Origin of the sequence: Paenibacillus sp. E222 (assembly GCF_013401555.1) — a bacterium.
In the GTDB taxonomy this organism is placed as follows: Bacteria; Bacillota; Bacilli; order Paenibacillales; family Paenibacillaceae; genus Paenibacillus.
The window spans coordinates 3232324-3257855 of sequence record NZ_CP058552.1 but is presented as its reverse complement, the minus strand read 5'-3'; the positions used below and the strand labels follow the sequence as shown (position 1 = coordinate 3257855).

At 47.9% G+C, this 25532-nt stretch carries 20 protein-coding genes; 1 reads left to right on the top strand and 19 read right to left on the bottom strand.

The window, feature by feature from the left end; all coding sequences use genetic code 11:
- Positions 1 to 27: 27 nt before the first annotated feature.
- From HW560_RS14510 to HW560_RS14430, 17 genes are all read right to left on the bottom strand, one after another.
- Positions 28 to 3180 carry a hypothetical protein gene (locus tag HW560_RS14510; protein WP_179263648.1) on the bottom strand — a complete coding sequence of 1051 codons (3153 nt, stop codon included), beginning with the start codon at positions 3178 to 3180 and terminating at the stop codon, positions 28 to 30.
- A 2-nt stretch (positions 3181 to 3182) separates the two neighbouring features.
- Positions 3183 to 3617, bottom strand: a complete 435-nt coding sequence (locus HW560_RS14505) for a DUF4280 domain-containing protein (protein ID WP_179263646.1) — start codon at positions 3615 to 3617, stop codon at positions 3183 to 3185.
- A gap of 15 nt (positions 3618 to 3632) precedes the next feature.
- Positions 3633 to 4148 (bottom strand): hypothetical protein, encoded by a 516-nt coding sequence (locus HW560_RS14500; RefSeq protein WP_179263644.1) that lies wholly within the window; start codon positions 4146 to 4148, stop codon positions 3633 to 3635.
- Positions 4148 to 5254 carry a pentapeptide repeat-containing protein gene (locus HW560_RS14495; RefSeq protein ID WP_179263642.1) on the bottom strand — a complete coding sequence of 369 codons (1107 nt, stop codon included), beginning with the start codon at positions 5252 to 5254 and terminating at the stop codon, positions 4148 to 4150. Before HW560_RS14495 ends, HW560_RS14500 begins: the two co-directional genes overlap by 1 nt.
- Before the next feature lie 36 nt (positions 5255 to 5290).
- Positions 5291 to 6706 (bottom strand): phage baseplate assembly protein V, encoded by a 1416-nt coding sequence (locus HW560_RS14490; RefSeq protein ID WP_179263640.1) that lies wholly within the window; start codon positions 6704 to 6706, stop codon positions 5291 to 5293.
- Between the two features lie 21 nt (positions 6707 to 6727).
- A complete protein-coding gene (locus HW560_RS14485) occupies positions 6728 to 7363 on the bottom strand; it encodes a hypothetical protein (RefSeq protein WP_179263638.1) in 636 nt (211 codons plus the stop codon).
- Between the two features lie 31 nt (positions 7364 to 7394).
- The gene (locus HW560_RS14480; protein WP_179263636.1) at positions 7395 to 8165 is read right to left on the bottom strand and encodes a DNA and RNA helicase; all 771 of its coding nucleotides are present in this window, start codon (positions 8163 to 8165) and stop codon (positions 7395 to 7397) included.
- A gap of 31 nt (positions 8166 to 8196) precedes the next feature.
- The gene (locus HW560_RS14475; RefSeq protein WP_179263634.1) at positions 8197 to 10848 is read right to left on the bottom strand and encodes a molecular chaperone; all 2652 of its coding nucleotides are present in this window, start codon (positions 10846 to 10848) and stop codon (positions 8197 to 8199) included.
- A 32-nt stretch (positions 10849 to 10880) separates the two neighbouring features.
- Positions 10881 to 11570, bottom strand: a complete 690-nt coding sequence (locus tag HW560_RS14470) for an iron-dependent peroxidase (protein WP_179263632.1) — start codon at positions 11568 to 11570, stop codon at positions 10881 to 10883.
- A gap of 7 nt (positions 11571 to 11577) precedes the next feature.
- The gene (locus HW560_RS14465) at positions 11578 to 12870 is read right to left on the bottom strand and encodes a normocyte-binding protein (RefSeq protein ID WP_179263630.1); all 1293 of its coding nucleotides are present in this window, start codon (positions 12868 to 12870) and stop codon (positions 11578 to 11580) included.
- Entirely contained in the window at positions 12870 to 14771 is a 1902-nt protein-coding gene (locus tag HW560_RS14460) for a SpoIIE family protein phosphatase (protein WP_179263628.1), read from the bottom strand. The genes HW560_RS14465 and HW560_RS14460 overlap by 1 nt, the downstream gene beginning before the upstream one ends.
- Positions 14737 to 15618: a PP2C family protein-serine/threonine phosphatase gene (locus HW560_RS14455; protein WP_257031917.1), complete on the bottom strand. Its 882-nt coding sequence runs from the start codon at positions 15616 to 15618 to the stop codon at positions 14737 to 14739. Before HW560_RS14455 ends, HW560_RS14460 begins: the two co-directional genes overlap by 35 nt.
- Positions 15603 to 16136 (bottom strand): FHA domain-containing protein, encoded by a 534-nt coding sequence (locus HW560_RS14450; RefSeq protein ID WP_072734549.1) that lies wholly within the window; start codon positions 16134 to 16136, stop codon positions 15603 to 15605. The genes HW560_RS14455 and HW560_RS14450 overlap by 16 nt, the downstream gene beginning before the upstream one ends.
- A gap of 42 nt (positions 16137 to 16178) precedes the next feature.
- Positions 16179 to 16730: an FHA domain-containing protein gene (locus HW560_RS14445; RefSeq protein WP_109999025.1), complete on the bottom strand. Its 552-nt coding sequence runs from the start codon at positions 16728 to 16730 to the stop codon at positions 16179 to 16181.
- Between the two features lie 42 nt (positions 16731 to 16772).
- On the bottom strand, positions 16773 to 17234 hold the full coding sequence (locus HW560_RS14440) for a J domain-containing protein (protein ID WP_090903661.1): 462 nt from the start codon (positions 17232 to 17234) through the stop codon (positions 16773 to 16775).
- 126 nt (positions 17235 to 17360) lie between these two features.
- Positions 17361 to 17786 (bottom strand): hypothetical protein, encoded by a 426-nt coding sequence (locus tag HW560_RS14435; RefSeq protein ID WP_053781361.1) that lies wholly within the window; start codon positions 17784 to 17786, stop codon positions 17361 to 17363.
- A gap of 182 nt (positions 17787 to 17968) precedes the next feature.
- Positions 17969 to 20137: a transcriptional regulator gene (locus tag HW560_RS14430; protein ID WP_090903662.1), complete on the bottom strand. Its 2169-nt coding sequence runs from the start codon at positions 20135 to 20137 to the stop codon at positions 17969 to 17971.
- Between the two features lie 579 nt (positions 20138 to 20716).
- On the opposite strand from HW560_RS14430, the gene HW560_RS14425 reads away from it, so the two are divergent.
- Entirely contained in the window at positions 20717 to 22783 is a 2067-nt protein-coding gene (locus HW560_RS14425; RefSeq protein ID WP_256222309.1) for a vWA domain-containing protein, read from the top strand.
- A gap of 182 nt (positions 22784 to 22965) precedes the next feature.
- Here HW560_RS14425 and HW560_RS14420 read toward each other — a convergent pair whose 3' ends face one another.
- Positions 22966 to 24558 (bottom strand): FAD-dependent oxidoreductase, encoded by a 1593-nt coding sequence (locus HW560_RS14420; protein WP_179263626.1) that lies wholly within the window; start codon positions 24556 to 24558, stop codon positions 22966 to 22968.
- Positions 24548 to 25504: an ROK family protein gene (locus tag HW560_RS14415; protein WP_179263624.1), complete on the bottom strand. Its 957-nt coding sequence runs from the start codon at positions 25502 to 25504 to the stop codon at positions 24548 to 24550. The genes HW560_RS14420 and HW560_RS14415 overlap by 11 nt, the downstream gene beginning before the upstream one ends.
- Between the last annotated feature and the right edge of the window lie 28 nt (positions 25505 to 25532).

The following is a 25532-nucleotide window of genomic DNA, read 5'->3' as shown; positions in this document are numbered from 1 at the left end:
AAACCCCCTATCATAAAATGAGATGTATTATTTGCTTCTTTTTGGAGAACCACTAGTCCAATCCCAAGTATGTCTATGAGGGAATTCATGGCTATTGTCTCCATTTGAGTGTTCATAATCAATGTCTTCTATAGCTCGCCCGTTTTCGTCGTAATATCTTCTCTGCGTCAGTGTACCGTTCTCATCATAAAAGTCTACTGAGGAATTCGGTTTACCAGTCGTTGGCAAATTTCTCGCCGTATCAGTCTTCTGTACAGTTGTATGATTTTCATATGGCTCACCTTGTGAACGAGTAGAAGAAGCATTTCCCGTCCCCTCAGTGCCTTCCGGATTATCCTTCGGTTTGTTTGTATTCTCCTCTGGTTTCTCCGGTTCGGATGATTTAGGCGGTTTCGTATCGGCTTGCGGTTTAACGTCGTCCTTTTTCTTAGATGGAGATGGCTTCCACGTATTCACTTCATTCGGTGTTTCTTTTTTTTCTGGATTGGTCTTTGGTGTCGTGCTTGGTTTCGACGTTGTCGTTGAATTTCCTTCATTCGTTTTCGAAGAAGGTGTACTATCCGAATTTTGTTTCGGTTTCGACGGGTTCCCTACAGGTTTGGAGGTCGATCCTGTTTCACTGTTTGCTGACTTGCCATTCCCCGAAGCAGCCTCACCCGTTTTGTTCGTCTTATTATTGCTCCAATGACTTCCTCCGCCAGAAACAGCATGCATCATCTGGCTTTTTTCCCATTGTTTTTTGAAAAAACTCTTCACTTTGGGCATCATAGTCTTAAATGCATTGTTGCTAGTTTTGGGCGACATTGTTCCTTTTGCCTGCGGGATGGGCCGTCCGAGGCCTGCAGAGCCACCTGCTGAACCTCCTCTGCGATTCATACCAAATTGCGTATCCATCCCTTTTTGCATGGCGTCTTGTTGGTTATATCCATCAAGTAGTTCAGCTAATTCTTCATTGCTCATCGTCGTACGTTTGATTCTCCAGGATAAAAACTTCTTTTCTTCGAGACTTAGCTCTTGAGTCTCCCAATAGTCATAACTGCCCAGTTCCTCTACCGTGATATGAGGCCTGCCTATGTCGAAGGTAATATTTGCAAAATAAGGATTTACGAAAAGGACATCATACTGCTCCGGGTTTTTCATCACTTTCTTGAAAAAATCCAGCGAATCTTTCAGTTCCTGATCCGTTTGTTGATATGCATATTCTTTCGCCCATTTCTCCCGAATATGACTTGGTGTCTCATAATACGCCTTGCTGTATTCCGTGCTCTGTTGATGCAACTTCTTCATGAAATCCGTCAGTGAAGTCGCGGTAGACAATTCTTTGGCAGCGGTCAACACTTTACCAAACAGTGTCCGCTTCGCTTCGTTCTCCTGCTGTTGCAGTTCAGCAAACCCATTCGTAAATCGGTCCAGCAAATTCAGAGCCGAAGGCTTGAAGGAGCCTATCTTCGGCACGCTCGCGATGAGACCCGTGGCAACGGCAGCAATGCCTACGCCGATGGCTGTCTGGGCAGCAATACCCCCTAGAGCTCCCAGGATCGGAATCATAGCAGTGATGGCCAACGCTGCTCCAGCCAACGATCCATCTTTCGGGTTCGTCGTTGATGCCTGCGTCACTGCAGCAGCCTCTGCGGCTGCTGCGGCCTGAGCTGCTTCGTACTCCTCAATCGGCATCAGCGGTGGCTCCGGCTCCGGAGGCAGATCCGCCACATGAACAGGCGCTTTGTTGCTGCCCTCCTGTTGCAATAGACCTGCTCGTACGTTGGTCTCCCCATCCAAAATGAAGCTACCACCCCCGCCAAGCAGCCAAATCGCTTCTGGTGCTGTAGCTTCGATCTGTCCGGCCGCAAGCAGGATATTGCTGCCTTGAATGGACAGATTGCCTGGACTACTCAATACGATCCCCTGATCATTCAAGGTAATCGTTAACCCCGATCCGGCTTGCAGTGTAACCTCCTCAGGCGACATCCCGATAGAGCTCCCGGCAGGATGCCCCCAGACTTTATGGTCTGTCCCTCCGTTAGTGGAACGTTTACCCTCAGAGATGGAATGACGAATGTACGCTCTGGATTCCAGACTACTTGGAAAATATAATTCCACCTGATCCCCGATCTCCGGCATCATGTATAATCCGCTATGCCCTTCCGCAGCATAAACTGGCGCGACCGGATAGGGGCAGGCGGAGCCTTGCGTCATCGGGCCCTCGTCCATGGGCAATTTGATCTGAATGTGATCATGAATCACGCGGACCACCTCGCCGTACAGCGATAACCCAATGAGGTCCGATAGATTGCATCTAGGTACATGAATGTGGTCTTCGAGTACCATGCGGTAGGTCGTCATGAGCAGCCCGGATTCCAATCGCGAATGGGCATACACCACGGTCAACTCTCTGCCATCCGGAAGTTCGACCTTGTCTCCCAATGCATAAGTCTCGACACTTTCCACCGTATATTGCAATACGCCTTGCGATCCCTTGGGGCCCTGAATGATATATCGATCTTCCGTTCCGGAGCCGTGCCAGTCGATTCCTGTCAGCTCCTTACGAACCTGATAAGGTTGGTCTTCTGGCCATTTCCACAACTTACCTGCGGGCAAACCGATATACAATTTGGGTGATGCCGCTGTGATTTCGGGGATCAGCACTGTACCGAATCGCGAGGCAAGTCTGCGTAGGAACATCCAATCGGTCTCTTTATATTGTAATACAAGTCCGCTCAATGAGGTATTTCCGGTAACCTGATCCATGACATCCGAATAGCGGTAAGAATTCATAATGAATTGAATGAGTTCTTTGAACGTCCACCCTCTGTTTTGAAAGGCTCGTTCCTCAATTCGCATATCCATTTGATAGGAGTTGGACAAAGCTTCAAGTTCGAATCGATAGACCCCTCCCGACAAATGAACCGAGAGCGAGATCATTACGCCATGGAAGAGTCTTCTCACTGATCTACCATTTTTATCGACTTGTCTGAGTACGATTGATTCACCATCAGCCTGAACCTGAAGAATTTCAGGTCCATCCTCTTCCGGAAGAATGCCGCTGACATAGAGCTTCGCATGCTCGTTCACCTGGCGGGTAATTTGTACGCCCTCCAGCCACTGTGCACGATAAGGCCAATATAAACGAATTTGCTCATAACCGATCTGGTCGAGTTTCTTCTCCGTAATTTCATTCATCGTCAAAAGTCCAATTGCTGTCCGTCATTTTCTATGACGATATCTCCGCCATATAGACACTTGTGCGTACAGTGACTGAGCAGTGCAGCTTTCCCTTCCACCTTGGTATCTCCCTTTCCATGAAGCCAAGGCATGGTCAGCACGGGAACGCAAGGCGCTTTCTTAACCCCATAGATGTCAACCATCGTGCTTGCCGCTACTGCTGGATTAGCTGGATTGGAACAGTTACCGAATGATCCAATATGAATACCTGGAACATAATCCTCGACAGTCATCTTCGCCTTCCCCTTGATATACACGCCATGACTGAATGGTATCTTCAATCGTGTACGCTGCGTCCCGCAATCGCATTTAAGTATTGCTCCTGCAACGACATAGCTTTTAGAGGCTTCTCCAGCCGTATGAATCTGGGCATCCTGATCTTGACTTTGCGCCATCATAACCTCTCCTTTCTAATTCGTTTGTTCCAAGTCCAACGGAATGAATTGTACTCCTGCGACATCTCGCCGCAGAATGCTCTCCGACAACGCCAGATTGACTATGATCACGGTTTCGCGCAGCTCCATCAATTGGAACAGGGGTACCTCCGGGAAATCTCGCTTCAGTACGATCCGCTCCAGACTTCCATCCATGCGCCGACGAGTATGAGGAGATAATACGTTTGCCAGTGCAGGAGGATGAATGGCCCAATACGTCTCTTGGGTCATTCGCTCCTTGTCCGTTAATACGGTAGCCCTTCGCTTGAGCTGAGGACAATACAAAATAAGTGTTTCAAGCAATTGATCTGAAACCAAGGGAACCGGCTGTTCCAAATAATCCGTATAATCGACATGGAATCCGCTTCGCACATAAAAGTTAATGGCTGTATGCTCACTGCCTGAATCATGAAAAGCCTGATTCCAGGTCCTGCGTTGCAGTTCACCAACAGGCTCAGTCTCTACGCGGTGTGTCCATCTGGGATCGGCCATTAGGCGAAAGTATCGGATAACCCTCGCCTCCTCTCGGCATCGTCAAAAATTGCACCCTCCACATCAGCACCCTCCCATAACGTATCGGTCAGATTGGCTCCACGGAACTTGGCTCCACGGAGGCGTGCCCCTCGGAAGTCAGCACCTGAAAGGTTTGCATTTTCGAAGTTAAGCGCATCGTACCCTGGCCCCTGAGCGAGTCCTTCCGGATGTCCCGTCTCCCCGATTACCTCCCTGAAAACAGCTCTTTCCAGAGAACAGCCGCTGAAATCTGCCCCATATAAAATACTTCCAGTGAAATCAGTATCCTCCAGACTACAATTGCGCCAACGTGCCCCTATCAAGATACAGCGTTGAAAATCGGTAGAATGCAGATCGATACGATCAAAACGGCTGTAACGAAAATCCAGATCGCTGCATTCCATTTCGCTCATATCCAGTCCCTGAAAGTGCGCGTACATGACCTCCAAACCATCACTTTCTTCCAATGCTTCACCAATCTCCTCAATGCTCCTATTCCTTCGATCAAGACGAAATACGCACTCACTGGCATCCAAGTATTCTCCTACACGTACTTCGAATATCTGTTCCAGATCCATAAGGGAGTTCCATTCGAAGTCCTCCAGCGCACGACAGCTATGGCGTATAAAATGCACAAGATACCGATTCACCAACGCCGCTTCCTGTAACATGATTCGGTCCAGTTCTACTGCTGTAACGGTTCCTTGATAGTGAGGAAGTTCTTCTCTTAATCCATTGAGCATCCGTTCAAGACACTCATAGGCCCAGTGGGAAGAATAGAATGAACGGATGGGTGTTCGATCCAGCAACCACAAAGCATCATACGCTTCGACCAGGACATTCATCGCCCCTCCAAGAAGTTCTGTTCGCAACATAGAATATTGAATGTAAGCGATCGGCCTTTTCGCCCCACGCTTTTGGGCGTCGCTGACTTCCTGAACCATCAACCTGAAATGACTTAGGAACTCAGCTGTCAATTCCGTATACCTTGTATGCAGCGTATACTGCAAATCATCCATAAGTTTGGCCCGCGCAGGTTTTACCTGATGGGTATAAAAATGTAATATAGATTCCTTGCGATCCATTGGAAATTATCCCTCCTGCCCATACGTCACCCTATACTAGTTGGCTTTCACTTCTGATCCACTCATTTTTGCTTGTCCATCCAATTTGAATGTCCCTCCCCCGCCTTCCAGTAACAATTGCGAATCGGCAGATAACGTTATTTTCTTCCCGGCTTTGAGCGAGATATTGCCCCCAGCAGACATCCGAACCTGCTGGCTTCCTATGATCTGAATGCCCTCGTCCCCGCTGAGACGAATGAACACCTCGCCCTCTTTGCTGCTAATGGAGATGGAATCTGGGGTCAGTCTGATTTCTTTGCCATAAGGCGTACGGAAAATTTTATGATCCGGTTTGTTTAATTGGTTCGTTCCAGTTACCTTGTTATCCAGACGGGGTGCTCCTGTCGCATAGGCCTCTTCTTCGTTTTGCGTAGGAAAATATACGGCCACCGGATCACCCACTTCAGGCATGACATACCAACCTGTCTGCCCCTCTGCGATGTATGGCGACTGATACAACAGCCACAACGCTTCCTCTTCCTCCTGTTTTTCATCACAGTCCAGCTGAACTCTTACATGACCACCATGCACTGAAAGGATGCGACCAAGTAATGAGCTTCCGGCAATTATCGAATTGTAATATGTCTTTTGTCTTAGTCCTCTATGAAGGCTAAGTACATATTGGTGCTTCACTATTCCTCCCACAAGCTCGGTATATGCCTCAGTCACATATAGGCTTCTGCCTCGGAAGGTAATATGATGTCCAAGCTCCATCACCTGATCTGTCTCGATTTCGTATATAATGAAATCTGATTCGTTGACCTTTAACGTATCGTTTTCGTTAAAGTACATGAATGGTGCCATGTTTTTGCGGATTGTATAACGTGTATTGTCCAGATCGATTGAGTTTCCGTGCTCAAAGACGCCAAAATAAAATTTGGGGCTGTCAAACTGAGCGGCCGGCATTAAGCTCGTGTGAAAGCGAGAAGCAAGTCTCCTGAGAAATGCCCAATCCGTTTCTTGATATTGCACAGCAACCTTAGCGATCTTGGCCCCGCCTGTTCCCTCATCAATTACATCAAGTCCCGGATAATGCTGATCCAGTTCCTTTAGCAAATCGGGCAACGTCATTTTGACATTTTGAAACGTTCGCGTCCTTTTTGTAATATCCATCCGGTATGTATGCGAGATAGCCTCCACTTGGAGCGTATATACACCTCTCACAACCTGCACTTCAACAGATAACGGAATGCCTTTGAACAACGGACTTTTGTTTCCATCCTCATCTTTTTGCCATACTTCAATGGAAGTATCACGGTCCGTTACATCGACATAGCGATCTTTCCATTCTTCGGACACCATACCCTTAAACACGAGCCGAGTGTGCTCATTCATCTTTTTGCGGATCGTAAGTTCTTGCAAATGCAGCAGTTCATATGGTTCAATAAGCAGATTCTCATAAGTCAGACTCATGTTGCCCATCTCCTTTCAACTTCAATGGATCGCAAGTGAATTTAGAATCGTCTCGCCAGGCTCCAGCCAATCGCGCTTTTCTTCATCCGTGCAATTAAATCCGTAAACAAGAACGGACTGGTCTAAAATCGAAAAACCGATATGGTTATATATCTGATTATTCAACCCCTGAGCGGAAAACTGACAGTAGCCCGTGAACTGTCCCGTTTCAGTAATTCGAACGCCATGTTTCTCCCATTGTCTGATAGGCTGCGTTCCACGAATGACATTGGCCATCGTTTCGGTAAAGGAAGTAAGTTCCTCTTCCGAAATTCGATGCTCCAGTCTGTTAAACGTAAAATTGACTGTCCCTGAATCATTGGTATATATCCATTCCGGCCGATGAGACGAAGGATACTTCATGCTCGCTTCCTTCTCTGAAATTAAACGCAATGAACGTGGAAGGGATATGGCTACCCTACTATCGTACAGCTCAGTTCGTTTTAGAAATACGCTTTCCTTTCCAATACGGAGCCTCGCTGGCAGCTCTGCTGAATTAATAGCCTGGGATGTATGTGCTAATTTAACCGTCTCTTCTACTTCACTGTTCTGACCATTCTCTTCATTTTCACGATGGTTATATAATATGGGAATTACTTTGCGATCAAGATATTCCATATGAAAAACAACTTCCTTTCCTTGTGCTGAATCAATCCACAATCATTCGATGTGGTCCACCTACCGGGTGTGAGCGCCCCGTCCCCCGGCCTGCATTCGCCAAGATGCGATCCAGATATCGATGAATCTGCGCATTATCGTATTTTCTGTACTCCAGCCCCAATCGACTGGCAATGTGATGCAAAATGACGCTACGCGCAACCGTTCCTTCATTGAGACACATCATGGCGAAGACCAGATCCTGGGGATCAGAGGTCCCCGTTCGAAGCAATCTCTCGGCATAATCCTTCATGACAACAGGGGATAAGGTGCTTGCTTCCTCGGCTGCATAAGGGGTATGAATGACATGCAGCGTGTTGAACTCCGTCGCCAAATCGGCAAAGGTCTGGTAGTCTCGGCGCAGCCGGGCCCCTTCCTTCAGCTTGAATCGAGCTAGTTCCAATTCACCCGATGCACATGTTGTCTCTTCATCCAACATCAGTTCCGAATGACTTGTAGTCATGTCACTCCCCGTTTCATCCGCTGCAAATCGAAGTTTGAGCACATTGACTCGGCCGGTAGCTTGATATACCAGTTCCATAGGCTCTGTCAGCATATAAAGCCTTCCTTTATGCAGCACCATTCCAGGGGAGACGACCAACTTGTCCGGGAACACTTCCACCTCTGCACCTGCAAGGATGCCGTCTGCATAACCACGATAATACAGCTCGATGTAGTCTCTGGGGAAATCACGTAGTCCCTCCAACATGGATGTTTTCAGAATTCTTCCCTTGTTAAAATGCGGATATGAATATGTGAACATGAGCACTGTCCCTCCCTTCTGCTCGTCGTCCTTACTTCATTCCGTCAAAGAAGTCCAGTTCCGACAAGTCCGTTTCAAACGGAAGCAGCTTCTGCGGCCCCAGATACAATCGTTCATTCATGCGGGCAACCGGTAATACATGAAAACCCCAATGGCGGTCATCCGGAAAAACAAAAAACTTCGTCTCTCCATTCACGATGGAATCCGTATCATCCTGTGGAATCTTATCTCCGTACTGATCCCGGATATTTTCGTAGAGCACCTCTTTATAGAAATCCGGACGGTTGGCATATACAAATTTCTGTCTTAATTGACCATCGCTTCCACTCAAATATAACTCCACTTCTGCCGTCTCGAATGGACGAGAAATGCTGCCAGGAATGCCATTACTCCGGTCCAGACTGTTGATCAGCATTTTTTCATGTCCATTATGCGTGTAGGCACTTACGGTATACGGAATTACAGCGGCATCATGCGTGATGTCGGCTTGAACGCTTCCTGTTTTGCGTGCACTCAGATAACGGATTGCCCCTCGAAGGCAGGCAAGTTTGAGATCAGGCACACGCCCTTCCGCAGGTTTTTGCCGGAACTCAATGCTTCTGCCTGGAACAAACTCTTTCAGCGCTTCCCGAAATACATCAATGCGGCAGGACTGACCTGTCAACTTGATAATTGAGTACTGGCTCATCCGCCCCTGCCGATAGAAATCATCCAAAAACTTACGGACCACCTCATAGATATCAGCTTTAATCAGCTGGGTAATTTCCTTGATATTGAACACCACATCGGGAAACTCATACTCATCCTTCAACTCACCATTCCGTTCTACCGAGAGGAACCAACGCTCCATGGTGGTGATCTGCAAATCACTATCCCCGTCGCCCTCCATCTCCGAGTGGAATCGGTTTCGTAGGATGCCGGTTTTGCGGAAAAATTGCTGCTTCATCTCTTCTGCGATTTCCCACAGAAAGTAGAAGTTGCCTCTTACCCGCAAATACTCATCCCGTGAACGATTCTCTCTACGCGCAAACGCAGTAGGGATGATGTGTTCTGCCTCCTCATATCGCTGCTCCAGCTTCTGATAAACGGACTTCACACCCTCTTCGTCCACCTGACGGAACACATCCGCACCGGGTGCCTCGATCAGGCTATCAATATCCGTCACCTGACGACGTCCGCTGTAGTAGTCGGCAAACACGATTTTCATGAATTGCATGATACGGTAGGTAATATTGTGACCTCCGAAGTTGGTATCCCCATTTTCGTAAGTGGTATGGATGTCCAGTTTATACGCCATATGACCGTCCTCGATCGTAAACGCACAGGATGACAAATCCGTCGTTCCACCGCCACAATCAATCACGAGTGCATGATACGTCTGCCCTTCCATAAAAGCACCGCGTTCCATCCCGTCTGCAAGGGTGTTATAGAGCACAGCCATTCCTTCATCCAGCGCATACGTCTGCTCAATCCGATAATCGGGAAGCATCTCTCCAAACATCTGCAAAAACTGTGTTTTCATCTTCACGGGACTGGTAAAATGCACATGGCGAAATTTGCACTTGAACTGATGCTCTGCCGTTCGGATGATGTAATTCATGTACGCACGCAGCAGATCCATACGGGAAACCATGGCCGCATTGCCATGAACATCGACGATCTCTTCCATTTTGTTGTAATTGTTCACCCAGCGCTTCATGCTGCGGAAGACACTCGCCCGGCTGCTGTACCCTCCCCGACGCATGCTTCGCAGCGCTTCGTAGCCGAACTCGTAACGAATGTTCGCTGGATCCGAGCACTCCGCCACACCGATGGCCGTAGGGAGGACCTCAATCCAGTCCGTGTCTTTGTATGTAGGATCGGGAAAAGCCACATAGTTAATGGCATCCATACGAACCCGCCCATTCAGCAAATCCTGGCTGCTTGGTGCCTGAATATAACCATTATGCAAATAGGCGCCTGCCGTCGTATTGGAGGTGCCAAAGTCAATTGCAAGTACAGCGTCTGTCGGTTCAAGTTCCCGGATGTCCAGATCGGCCAGTGGAATTTGAGTATATTGAATATGAACCGGAGGAAGAGGCCTGCTAGAGTAATAGGTCTGATATAGATATTCCGAATCGCGTTTACGGAAAAAGAGAAGACTGTACTGTCTGTTGCCCGATCGTTTCCAGGTCGATCCACTTCCTGCCGTCAAATAAAAGGTTCCGGATATGGACTCGTCCTTAACCAGATTAAAGATGCCACACAGCTCCATACTCTCATTGACCAAAAGTACGTTGGATTCGGTTAAACCACCCGGTGCGGTGACCACATAACGATCCAGCTTGTCCACGTTCAATCCTTCGTATAGAATCAGTCGCGCAGGCACACTAATGCCTCCATCACTGCTCATGGGAGCCGTCATATGACGAGAAATGGCCTTCTGTATACGCTCGAATCCGCCTTCAACAGACTGATCAATCCACAATACATCGTCCGCTCCCAAAAATTTCAGAATAATCCGAATCAGTTCTTCACGCTCCGTGCGGGACCCCAATCCCTCAACCAGTCGCTCCTTGTAACAAATATTCCGTAATTGAAATGTGGTCATGTCCATCAACTCTTCGCGCGTATAACGCATAGTTCCTCTGGCCCGTTCCCTGCCCGTGGCATCGGGATACAATCGGTATGAATAGCCGTTCATCTATACTTCCTCCTTACAACTGCTGATGCTGCTTAATATAGGGCAATACCGTCCTGTATCATCGTATAGTCCACATCCAGAATGCCAAAATGATGACCCCAGTATATTTCTGTGTCAAAACGAACCGGCAGGAAGAGTTCAAGAATCAATTCCAACTTTTCCTTTGCTTCCGTCCGTTCTGTCTGACCAATATATAAGAGCAATTCATCCTTTTCCTCACAATTGGCATAAAGGGTTGAACGCGGGAACATCCGGACAAGGGTATCCCTCAGCAGATGAACGGCCTCTCCCGTATCGTACAGACGGAGCATATTGCAGGCGATCACTTCCTGTTCCTCTCGTCCGAACAGCTCCAGTCGCCGCCGTATCCGTTTCCCGTATACACCCGAATGCATATCATTCAAAATGAAGCGAATGTAATACTCCCTTTTATTCATCCCCTGCATCAAATCCATATCCGCAAGAAAATGAATGACCAAATCAAAGAGCGTCTCCCGCAATTCCACCTGCTCTTCGTTATTGATATCGAACAGATCCCGGAAAATATCAAAAAAACGATAATACGGATTGACTTCAATCGTACGTTCCACGTCTGAAGCATTCAGGTTCGTATGACTTAATTCCATGTATGGCGAATATACACGTGCAGGAACAAAAGTTACGTCCCTCAGATCGGTTCCATTCCGTTTGGCGCGAATAATCAAATCCCATATATAATTCATGTTGAGCTCACATCCATTCCCCTTCGCAGCGATATTCAGGGAAAGCCAACTGGATCTCGGATACCAGAAAGCTCAGCAAATCATCCAGAAAAATAGCCTGTTCTGGCTGAATTCCGTGTTTGCTGAACCTTAAAATCATTCGATGTTTATCTGCCTCAACACGGACATGATCGCTAACAAATCCATTAAGCGGGTACGTGATGCCCAAGGCGGGTCCAGGTGCAACCACCTGCACATCTTCAAGTTCCAATCCCTCTGCTGCCTGAAAAGCATGAATCATGCGGGCAATCTCACCTTTGGAACGCACAGAACGTCCTTCCTGACGTGCATATTTACCGGCAAACCCTTCCCGTTTGTTGTTGGAAAACAGCGGAAAGTCCATTCTACCGATTCGGGTTGCAACGGGCCCGGCTATTTTCAGTACCGTCCATGAATCGGATTTCTCCAGCGGAGATACGATGGTGATATCTTCTTCCGATCTTTTGATATATCGAATATGCGATTCGTCTCCATCCACTAAATATCCGTGCTCAGTCCCTGTTTTGCGGAGCGGTAACACATGTTCATAATTGATGCGGTCCGAAGCCGGGACAGGGAATCCACCTGTTTTCATATCAAGCTTCTGAATATTCCAAAGGGGGATCATGTTCGTTCTTTTATATGACTCAAACTCCTCCAGATGGATTGAAAGTTCTTTGACCACATGCTGTTTGTCCCATGCATCTCCATCGTCCGAACCCACTAGAACACAATCAACGAATTTGAACACATAGGGAGCATTAATCGATTTCCATGGTAGGCTGTTTTTACGAAAGACCCGGTACAGTTCTTCAATTTTGGAGATATACGCTGTACTTGATTTCAACCGAACCGTTATGGCATGTCTGCCTTCACTCGTTACAATCTCCCCGTGGAATGTCCGATTACTTTTCAGCAGGGATTGGAGCTCCTGTTGCCCACATTCCATGTAGAACGTGAACAATTTCATCTCTTCCTTACGTGCCAGCGCTTCTGAAGCCTCGCTCAAATAAACAGTCTGTGGTGCAGCATCCTCCGGCAGAATCGGATACAGAAATTCATGAATGGGGTCCAAATCTTCCCGCGGACATAATGTGACATATACATCGTGGCGTTCCTCCAGCGGTACCACCTCGTCAAACACCCGTTGCTCGATCTGCTTGTTTAGCGTCTCCTGATACTCGACCAGATTAAGAAAAACGCCTGTCATGAGATCTTTGAGTATGCGACGTTGTTCCAGATCCTCCATCTTGTTTAGACGGTCACGAATAATATCTTTCATCACGAATCTCCTCCTTCCGTTGCTTCCTGTTCATTCTCTTCAGCCTCGGTGGTGTCGGTGCTTCCTTTAGCCTTTGAGGCTGAATTAATGCTAGCATTGCTTGTCGTTTTCCCTGAAGAAGAACCGGAGCCTGAAGCATCCACAGTCCCGCTTCCGTCCGAAGAGGCATTACCCGCTGAATTGCCTGTGCTCATTCCTCCCGCATCCCCGGTCCAATCCGAGTTCAAACCAGACGTATCTGTTGTTCCTAACCCTGCCGCATCCTGAGTAAGATCAACTGCCGGTACAGGGGGATTCAATTTCTCATCCAGTTTGTTAATCTTTCGCTCCATGGCCAGCACGCGTTCCAACATATCGATCTCCTGGTAAATTTCCTGCGCTGAAGCGTAGGCATCCATCGCTCCACTGTAGTCTCCGGCTTCATTGAAGCGGTCACCCTTCTGTTCCAGCGTATCAGCCTGAAGCTGTCTGGATTGGCGCTTGATATCCGCCCGTTTGGTTTCGGCCGTCTCCAATTTGGTGACAACTTCCTTCAGTGCTTCCTTGTATGCGGTTTCCGTGGCAGCCGTTCTGGCCCTTTTATACAAAATGATCGCTCCACTGTAGTCTCCGTTCTGGAGTTTCAGATCCCCCTCGGTGATCCAGTCTTGTACTTGCTGGAAGGTGGTCATCTGTTCCAAACGTTCCTGAATGGCTTCCCGGTTGAACATACTGTAAGACTCAGACAATTCCAGTGCTTTGGTGTAACTCGCGGTTGCCTTGGGAATATCGCCTTCTTTCAAATGAGCTTCGCCGTCAACCAATGTCTGAGCCGCAGTCATCTTCGAAGTCAGCAACTTTTTGTGCACAGGGTCCTTTATTTTGATCGAATTGTTGCGAGCAAGGCTGTAATCCGAGACGGCCTTGGCATACTCCTGTTCCTTCACGTACTGGTCAGCGTTCTGTTCGTATTGCAGCATATCTACTACCAGTTCGGCTTTTTTGGCTGCACTTTTCACCGCGTAGAAGATGCCGGCTCCACCAAAAATCAGGAGCATAACCAGCATGATAGCAATCCGCTTAATCCATTTCTTACGGTTCTTGGGCTCTTCATGAAAAATCTTGTTCACATAAATGGCTGCCGCACTATAATTTTCAATTCGCGAACGTTGCTTGCTAAGCATCACTTCTTCAAGCGTATCCGCCAGCGCTTGCGGGTCATTGGCACCTTCCACCGCATCAATCATCTCGGCATCCTGTACGCCTTCCCATAATCCAGGAGTGCATAGAACAAGCACATCGCCATCGGCAAGCTTGATCTTATCGGATACATACGGTTTGATCATGCCAGGTTTGCCCGCGTATTCATTCAGATTGCCGCGTTCATCATGCTGATCCACACGATCCTCTGCAATCTGGCCTTCCGCTGCCAGTTGGGCGGCTACACTGTGATCTTTGCTTTTTAATGCAAGCCTATTTCCCCGGAAATGATACAAGCGGCTATGTCCGGCAGATGCCCACACCATGCGTGTATAATCCGTTACAACAATAACGAATCCAGCTTTAAGCCTGACTCGGCGGCTTTCATACTGCAACCATTCATGTGCAATCTTGATATATTCCGTCAATCTGCGTTTGGACATGGTTGGCTTTTCCAAAAAGGATTCCAGAATGGTCTGTACTGTGATCTGTGCACTATTCACTTCCGTATCGGTGTCCAGACCATCTGCAATGACATAACAAGCCCAGTCTTCCAGTTCAACGCAGCCGTAGAAATCCCGATTTTTCAGGAAAGACCCCGCCTCTGAGACAAAAGCCGTCTTGAATTCACTGTTCTCCTTCCTCATCCGTCTCCCCATTTCCCGTCCCTGTGCGCTGCCCGATCCGTTACCATCCTTGCTCCAAAATGATAATCGTGGCATTATCCTGATGCACGAGCTGTTTTTCTTCAATCAAATCAATGATGGCCTGGGCTGCATCAAATGGCGGAATATCTTGCGCCAGAATGGTCTCCAGTTCCATCTCCGTGAGGGAGTTGTATACCCCGTCACTGCATAACACAATCTTGTCCGCCGGCTGCAGTGCAAACGGCTCGTCCGCGATTTCCATTTGTTTAAAATGGTCGTACCCCAAATAGTTGACCAGCCTTTTGCGCTGCGGATTGTCAAGTGCCTCCTGCTCCGAGATCTCTCCAGACATATACTGTTCTTCAAGTTGGCTTTCCAGTGTATGCTTGTGATTGATGGCAAGCAGCTCTCCATTGCGAAACACGGCCAATATGCTGTCTCCTACCGCACCCCAATACAGATCCCTGCCCTTGATCATGGCAGACACCAATGTTGTCCCTCCGGGAACGCCCAGCAAATTCCGAAGGATGGCCTGATTTGCCGCATGGGAAGAAGCATCCCAGAACTCTTCCGGATCAGGAAACCGCTCCAACTCTTCAAACTCCCGGATAAATGTTTCCACGGCAGTCGTACTCGCCACTTTTCCACCGGACAATCCACTGATCCCATCGGCAAGTACAGCAAGTACACCATGCGGCTGCACGGCACAGGCAAAATAATCATCCTGTTCATTGCGAGCACCAATGGTCTGTCCATTGCCAATCTGAACTCCAACCGGTCTATCGTCACGCTGCCTTACCGGAATCCGGCTTCGTGCGAATAACAGCAACCAAATCAACAAACAGCCACCCGCAAGAACCCAGTAGGGCGTTAGCTCCTTGTCGTTCCACAAAATCATGAAGGTGTTCACTGTTGCTCCCATTCAAAGTGCACACCGCACAATGGAATGAAAATGAATTTGCTGCGTCCCAATTGAATAACATCGTAGGCAGCCAGTTCCACCGGAGAATAGACTGCTTCATTATTGTGATATGCGAGGCCAGAAGCATCGCCGGGCAGCAAATAGAAATTCCGCTTTTTGGGATCGTACACAATCACCGCGTGATTACGTCGAGAAATGGTGTTATCCCCGAGGATGCGAACATGCATCTCTTCTGAACGTCCAATAAAGTTCTTTTCAGCCATTATTCGATAATCCTGGCCCATCTGCGGACCCTCGATGCACACCATCCATCCCGTTACCGGTTCGATTCCTGTCGTTTCGCCCAGGTATGGCATCGTTCTGTCATCCTCTGCCGTACGAGGTGCGCGCGGGACTGCACCCGCTGCCTCACCATTACTGGTAGCTGGCGATTCAACGGCCAGATTGCAATATGGACACGTATTGCCGTGCCGTCTCGTGCTGAACATATGTCCGTTTCCACATCTAGTCAGACTCATTTCGTTTCATTCCCCCGTAAGCTTGTTTGATGTACGCCAACGTTATTTCACCAAAATGCGGGTATTGGCAATATAAATTAAGTCCCCTGCCTCAATCAGGCTGGGTTCTTCGATTTCCAATTTGGATGCTCTGCTTTGATTTCCTTTACGTACACCTACCCCACTGGCGGAGTCGATATCCTCGATAAACCATTGACCCGAGGCTTTGTTTAATACGGCATGTTGCGAGCTAATGAGAGACGCATAGGGCGTATCGGACAGATCAATGTCAGCCTCGCTGTTCTTCGAACTTTTCCCGATCAAAACACTCGTTTCGCCCTGAATATACCATTCCTTCACACTTGTACCGTCGTCGTCCAGAAGGACAAGCTTCACGACACGCGAAGACAATTTCTTCTTTTCCGTCTTGGTGGCTGGCATGTATTTAAAATACAGGTATGCTCCTCCAGAGAGGACCACGATAATTCCAGTTACCCACTGGGCACTCATATCCCGGTTGATGATAAATATGTAATACAGCACGGCTAACGAAATCACGGCGACGCAAGCGTCAAGCCCCATCGTCAATACCGACCTTCCTCGTTTCACTTCCATAACCTCCGCCTGAACCGGCATGATCCATAACGAGCTACCGGTCTACTTTTTTCGAACTCCGAAATATCGGTCAAACATGGCGGACATATCCATTCCTTTATTGGGACCGGCTTTGCCACCGTTTGGACTTTCCTTGCCTTTGGGGTGATAGCCAAAAAATTGTTCGAACTGTTCCTGCATCCGCGACGGATCCGACCATACCTTCTCGGCATTTGCACTCCCAGACTTCGCATTGCCTTTACTGGATCTGGCAGTATTGAATGCTGATCCCTTCGCTTGACCTGTATTACGTCCAGTGCGAAGCTGCTGATCATAAGCTGCTCTAAGCTCGGAATTTCCGAGTGTACTGTATGCCTCATGTACTTGCTTGAAACGTGCTTCTGCCTGTACATCTCCCCCATTAACATCCGGGTGAAATTTCTTCGCCAATTGACGATAAGCCTTCTTGATCTGCTCCGAAGAAGCTTCATGTTCCACACCAAGCACGGCATAATAATCTTTCATGGTATTCTTTCCTGCCTCCCTGCCGTATTCGGGCGTAAATAAAGATTAAGGGGCACCAGGGCCCCTTAACATGACAGCGTTGTTCCGGACCAGAACGAACTGGCCCAAGACAACAGTTGTTCCCTTTTATACAGGGAAGCCGCCCTCAATTTTAGTGAATTCAGTTTTGTCTTTTTTCTGTTTGATGAACAGGCTGAATTCACCTACGCCTTCGGTATCACCGAAACGCTCTGTGTAATCCACAACGAATGCGTTAGGCAAGTAAATTTTGCGTACCACTTGATCCGCTGCAACCACTTCCAGGGTTACTTTGCGGTAGCAATCCGCTTTTTCAGCAGGCACGAGGGACCACAAAGCAAGTTTCATCGTGTCATCTGCATTGTCACCGTCGGTTGCAGTGATAATTTTGCCGCTGATGCGAAGTGTTGCGCCTACATCTGTGGATCTAGCGTTAGAATCATCTGGTGTATCCGTGTCATACACAACTGTACGGATATTATCCATTCCCAATTCGATTGTTTCTGCGCCTTCTACTTTCAATACAAAACCCATTAATAAAAACCTCCTTAAGATTAGGAAAAAATGTGCCCGGTATGCTCCCCATCTCGGGAGAGGTACCGGAATATATGTATAAAGGCAAGACGATGAAGTCTGCCTCTAACACCAAAATAAATGTCTATAATACGTTGTTTGATGAATCATATTTAATAATCAGACTTGTTCAAATGGTATTCTTACACTTTCATCGCACTGGTGCCTTTGGTAATCATGACCTCCAGGTTCTTCACGTTGCCGTTAAATACCAGGTCAATATGGCACATATTGCTCTTTTCATCGATGATAAAGCTCATGTCGTCGCCTTCCTGAATGATCGAATTGATCGACCCTCGAGTTCCCAGCCACCGGCTCTTCTGACTGCTCGGATTGTTGCTGAAGAATTTGACGATATTTTCATGCTTGAAATCACCGGTTTGGAAACGGAGCAAACGCTCAATGTAAGTACTTACAAGTGTTTTGTACAAGGAATCGAAACCATCTTCGGACATCGCCATGCTTCTCGCTTTATAGACCGTGATCCGTTTGATGTCGCTATCCTGGATTTGGGCATTTTCCGATGAGAAAATAAATCCAAAGTTTTTTCGGTTAATCAAATCCTTGATGGTATTTGTAAATCCGGAAATTTCTTTGGTCATCGTTGTTACAACACGCAAGCTGTTGTCCCCTGCCTCAATGTCAAAACGCACACCTGGATAATCACGGTTGACGTTCTTGAAAGCCCCTTTCAGGTATTCCGGACACTGATATGCAGCAACAATCCCTGCAGATACATAGGACGCTCCAACATACACGCCTTCAATCCACAGTTTCAGAATGTCTTCCTTTTCCTTGGAAAGTTCCACACCATTCTCCGTCTGAAGCATGCGACTGTCGATAACAACTCCCGACTTCTCCTTGGGAATAATCGTGAAGTTTGGAGCACTCGGAATGGCAAATTCGCTGTATTCCTTACGGGTCAACACTGAACATTTATCGATATACTTATCAATACCTGCGGTAGCCATGCTGCTGAAGGTGGTTTCTTCCCCGGATTCAAAGCTGAAGAACACCTGCACCTTGTAATCCTTAACGACTTGCAAGAGCATTGCCAGAGATTCCATGCTGTTTCCGTCTTGTTTAACCACTTTCTCGTTACCACGGAAACGGGTACGGCTGACTTTAACTTGGCCTGTATTTTCCAATTCTACGGAAGGAACGATACCAAACCAGATGGTGTCGGTAAAATCATTCTTCGCGTTGACAGTGTTGAGATATGTCTCAAGCCGCGGAATATTACTGCTCTTGACGAGCATATCCAGTTTGGCATTTGAGATCAGCATGGAAGGAAGCATGCCTTTATTCTTAATCGCATATTGGTCAAAGAACATTTTGACACCCAATATTTTCTCAACCAACGGTTTTACCGTTTTCACAAAATCATCCTTGGCGTTTTTGTAAAACTCCAGGTATGTATTGTAATTCTGCACTTCAACAGCAGTATCCACTTCAGACTGTACCGCAGGAAGCGGGCAGAATGTGCGGACCACCAGATCCTGTACATACGGCGAAGGTGTCTCGGAAAGTGAATCGTAATCTTCGGCAAATACTTGCGTCAAATCAGTGCTTGTTGCTTCATCAAGAAGCATCAGCTCGTTGTTATCACTCTTCGGAGCTTCGATAATTTTCAATTCTCCGCTCTCACCAATCGTAAGTTGCCCTACCTGAATCGCTTCTGAAGAAGTTTCTTCTTGTGCACGGCCCAGCAACAAACGGGTCTTAATATCTTCAATGGCGAGTGGAAGCATGGCCATGACATTGTTATAGTTCCGGCTTGCATCTTCAAACATGACGTTCAGCTTATCTCCGATATCCAGCTTCTTCGGATCGCCGTCATCCAGCTTCTCATGCTGACCATACATGTAATGGATTTCCTTCCGTACCTGACGAATGTCATCCATAACTTTTTTCGGTGAGATCATATCGAGCAGATTTTCAAACTTGAAATCAACGTTCGTAATACCTTGACTGCGCTTGGTATCAATCAGGGTGAACAGCATTCTCAGAAAGTCGTTACTATGGTCGATCTTGATCTCCGAAATCGCTTCGTCCGGGATACCTTCCGGCTTTTTAAGCGTATACATGACTTTCTGGTTTACCGCATTGAAAAAGGAGTACACGCTAGGTGAGAACTTGTCCAGGAACTCATCGAAGCTGCGAACAAGCAAATGTTCGTTAATCTCCTTGATCTTATCGTCACTCAGACTGTCGATGCCCTTCACATCACCAACAATGGTGATCAAGTCCAACTTCTCGGGATTGATTTCTTCAAAAAGCATCGTTCGGTTCGTTTGATTAATAATGTCCATTCAGGCAACATCCGCCAAGATGATGATTCATTCGGGCGAATGCTTCCCCCCCTCCATCAATTTTTGACACTCCGCACGTCTCTATCAGCCTTCGGTCATGATCCAGGAGAATCACTACTCCCAGCAAACACAAGACCAATAGAACGAGCTGTCAACATACGACTGGAACTTATGCACCAGATTATGCCGTTTGCTTTGGAGATTTATGGAATTCATCTTAATCATCAGCGATATGTTTTGTCAATATTACCCACTATAGGTCTAAAAGCTCATTTCGCAACCTCCGATATACCTATAGAACTAATTTTTGGAATTCGCTTCACTTCCTTACGAATCATGCCGATGATATAGAATATCCTATAATTTGGATGATGTTCAATGATTTAAGACTAGTGGGGTTTTCCCCCTAATCAAGAGTAAAAATACTGAAAGCATGCGGTGTTGCATTATTCTTAATTAATGAAAACTACGCATAACGGCGTTATACCGTGAATAATCAAAAGTTTTTCAAAGAAATTTAATATTCCCTAACAAGTGAACCGAAGTTTTTCAAACCAGAAAGGAGATTCGAAGCCTCACATGATATTAATTAAATGCAAAAAAATACTGCTTTCCCTATTGATGATTAGCATTTTAATTCCAGCAGGGAACATTCGCAGCATGTACGCGGAATCATCTGTCAAGACCCACGCGTATGAAGGGCTCGATGCCATGTTTGTCCTGGATGTTAGCTACTCTATGAATGAGACCGACAAAGATCGTATCGCCGAAGAAGTTATACATATGTTTATGGATATGAGTAGTGGACCTAAGACCCGATTGGGATTCGTAGCTTATAATGATCAAATCACTTCATCCGTACCTCTAATGGACATCTCATCCTCTGGGGCACGAAATAACCTTCGTAGTCGTGTTGATGGCTTAAAACGCTCAGGGTATACAGATCTTGGACTTGGCTTGCGCCGAGGTGCGAGTTTGCTTGAACAGTCCCAGACGGACAAACGAAAGCCTTTTATGATTTTGCTCTCTGATGGGGAAACGGATTTGCGTGGATCGTCGAGCAGAACACCAGCTGATTCATCCAAAGATGTAGACAAGGTGATTGAGATGGCTCAAAAAGCTAATTATCCAATCTATACCGTCGGACTAAACCGCGATGGTACGGTTAACCCCGCTGAACTGGAGCGGATAGCTCAGGAGACGGGTGGATCTTCCTTTATCACGGGAAGTGCAGACGACTTGCCTGAAATTTTCAACCGGATTTTTGCAGATCAGATTCAATCTGTTCTTGTGTCTGTGGCGGCAGTAACAGCAACAGGGGCAATGCAGGAGGTAACTGTGGACATTCCCAATTCAAGCATGGCGGATGCCAACATTATCATGCTCTCTGATCATGCTGTCTCTGAAGCCCAGCTCTATTATCAGTCCAGCAATGTCAGCTTCATCCGATCTGATAAATATGCTCTAATGAAGATCATTCGTCCGGTCAAAGGACAGTTCAAGCTGAAATTCAAGGGGCGCAGCGGAGATTTGGTGAAGATCAACCTACTTGGAAACTATAACGTGTCTGCGGTTGCACATATGGCAACGGAACAGCCCGTAAAGGGGAAAAGCATCACATTTGAAGCCTCTCTCTACGATCAGGCTGTGGACCCTAAACCCATTCAGGATTTGAATGTTTACAAGGGACTTGAAGCAGAACTCATTGTGACCCCATCTGATGGAAAAACAGAGCGCATCCCTTTGACCAATACAGGCAGCGGATTTACGGGAAAATACACTTTTCCAAAATCGGATCTATACACATGGGGTCTTCGAATTGATGGTCCTGACTTTTATCGGGAAATCACTCCCGTTGATGTAGATATTACGAATCAGGCCCCCGTAGCAACCGGGGAGTCCATGGTGTTATCCAAAGACGATAGCAATACAGAGGTTGACCTAAGCAACTATTTTAAAGATGCCAATAATGATCCATTAACGTATGCCCTCGCAGAAGGTGGGAGTGAGCGTAAACTCGGAGACGCTGTCATTGAAGGCAATATACTGCGTTGGTCTTCGCTTCACACCGGTAGTTCATCTATCAAGGTGACCGCAACGGATTCCGAAGGCGCGAGTATAACCACAGACATCCAGTTGAAAATTCATTCTTTACGCGAAAAGATACTGCTATATACAGGTCTCGGTCTCCTCGCAGCCGGGGGAATCTTCGCCCTGTATTGGTTTGTACTGAAACCAAAACCTGTATTCCGTGGAAGACTGGAAGGATACTTCTTGGCCACTGCAAACGGAGAAGATATTCCCGTGACGAATTGGCCACTGACTTCATTGGAGCGACGGAAAGTAAGTCTCAGTGAACTATTTGATCGTATGGACATTGGGGTTAAGGTACCGGAGTCAGGACGAATCTGGCTGGAGGCTGGTAAAAAGGAAACGTTATTGGTACGGCATGATACGAACTGCACAGTCGTTCGGGGACGAACACCAGTGAAGCCCAGACATACAGAAGCTCTGGAGTATAATGAAAAGTTGTATATTACGTTTGAGGATGGAGTCACGGAGATTGAAATTCGATATAAAGCCATCAAACCAAGTACTAATATCTATGTAGGACAAAAAAAAGACCCACAGCAGGCCATGGGATAATCATCGCAGAGTTGATGAGAACGATCATCTGCAATGGCACTATTGTAAAAACAGATGCACAAAGAGAGTTATTCGACTTACAGAAAATGATTCCTGTTCAGAACAGGAATCATTTTTTTATCCCCTTGGTATCTCGAGCGCTTATGTGTTGTGAAGATAGCAACGTTCTCTTAAAAGTCTATCTAACACTCCCCTGCCAGTTCCGCTTCTGTCCAACGAAGCTGAACACCCTGCCAAATCAGCTGTGCCTGATAGGCGTGAAGATGCTTCGCCGAAGCCCTCACCTCTGAGGGCTCTACTTGCTGTGCAATGGCATAAGCGGCAAGGGTGCCAGCAGCCTCGCCAATATTCCATTCGGTGGGATGCAGACGGTAACAACCGTTCGCAATCTGGGTCATGGAGATATTTTTGCAAGCTGGGAGCAAGTTCTTGACTCGCACCGGGATGAGTGCACCCAGCGGAATCTCATAGGGATGGTTCGGTATATAAAAAGTCCGCTGGCTCACGGTTGTTGGATGGAGATCCAGATGATAACTGCCGACACCCACACTGTCCTCGTAACGTTTGGCTCCCTCTGCTCCGCGCAATTCCTTGCTCACATCCTGCTCGGTAATGGTATATACCCCTCGGATTCGCCGTGATTCCCGAATATACGGTGCTTTCGCGAGACCGTCTTCCGTGCCGAGCACATCTCCACGCAGCCTTACACCCGGATAACCCTGTCCGCCGTCCAGGCGGGGAGCTGCCGTCTGAAGCCAGTAGACCAAAGAAAGGGTTAGTTGCCTCGCCCCTTCCAGATGCCGCTCACGTTCCTCCGGCGATACGCCAATGATCGGCCCAGCGTAATAATCGTTCAGTGCCCAGTTGAGCAGCGTGACTTCACCATCATTCAGTGACTCTGTCCATATAGCCGGGTCAACGATCCGCCGATAATCCCACAGGGAGGTTATGCCCTGATCATTCGGGAACATCGTGAACTCTTTCAGCTTGGAGGTATCATTGGCATCCGAAGCGTACCAGCTCAGGATCGGATACAGCGAGAACGAGGGAACATACTGTCGCCAGTAATCATAATCCCTCGGGAGGGGGATCGTGAAGTCTCCACCCGGCACATAATCTACTGCCGCCACATGGGTAATCGACTGCATGTCTAGTGGGTCCGCTTCGTCCAGGGCATGTGGTTCACCCGTTTCCCGCCGAGATTCCGCTCCACTTACATGCTCTACTCCGGCGAGGGGAAGCAGATCGCTGCATTCTGTGGCATCTAGATAATAGGCACCCCGGAGTTTAATTAATCCCCCACTTGGCTCTTCACGCACAGTCACGCCAGTAACCCGGTCACCTGCTGTATCTACCTGAACTGGCACGGTATGATAGAGCACCTCGATTCGACCGGTGTTCACGTAAGGCGCAAGCATCTCATGCAAAACGGCAAGCGCGACCTTCGGCTCATGCGCCAAGCGGCTCACCCAGCCATTCCCGGGGTTAAGAACAGGATCCCTCTTGGCGACATCCGTAAGCGGGTAGTTCCGTCTGTAGTAATCTCTGACCCGGCTGCGGAACTCACGGTACGATGCTGTACTGCCAGATTGTTCAATCCAGCGGTGCTCATCTGGCGGTACTGCCTGTGAGGTCAATTGACCGCCAAGCCAGTCCGTCTCTTCCGTCACAAGTACCCGTAGACCTGCCTTGGCTGCAGCCAGCGCAGCTGCAGTCCCGCCAAGACCACCGCCTATAATGACGATATCACTGTGTTTCTCCTGTTCAATCCTCATGCTTTGTCTCCTCCCTGTCACTGCCTTTAGACCAGCCAACGCCGTCGTCCTGGCGCAAACGTTCCAAGGCCAGCTGCGCCGCTCCGAAACAGCCTGCCCTGTTACCGAGTTCAGCTACTGCAACCCGGTCTTCTAACCCGACACTGGATAACTTAGCGGTAAGCATCGGCCACCATATAGCCTGATCCTGGGTCACACCGCCACCAAGAATAATCAATTCCGGATCTATCGAGGCAGATATATTCGCAATAACCAAGGCCAAATCAGATATGTAACGCTCTAGAATGTACAACGCTATTGCTTCTCCCTGGCTTGCAGCGGTCATAATCTCTCGGCCGTGAGTATACGTGTTGCCCTTTTGTTCCCGCGCCAGCCGCTTCAGTGCACTACCGGAAATGTATTGCTCCACGCAGCCGCGTTTGCCACAATTGCAAGGCCGACCGTCAGGCACCAGCACACTGTGCCCCCAGTCCCCACCGCGCCAGTCTACTCCCCGTAACATCCTGCCAAATGCCATATTGGCCCCACCGACCCCAGTTCCGAGTGTCAGCATAACCAGGTTCTGCTTACCGCGGCCGGTACCAAGCCCTGCCTCACCAATGAGTGCAGCATTGGCGTCGTTATCGGCAGTCGAAGGCAGTCCAAATTCCGCTGTTGCCCACTCTGTCAGCGGCATTCCCTGCCAGCCAGGTAAATTGTTCGTTGCATGGATCACTTCACCCGTTTCCACATTCACTCTTCCTGCCGAAGCAATGCCCAGTGCCTTCACATCTCCACAGCTAGATAACAGTTCACTTACTAACCTACGCAGTTGTTCAAGTATGCCCTTCCGACCCAACCGGGCCTCTGTTGCACACCTAGCCTCCACCCGAACGACTCCGGCTTCATTGACTACAAGCCCTTTAATGCCTGTGCCACCTACATCCACGCCAATGACCTGCGGCATTCGCTTTCCCCCTATTCACACAAACCCT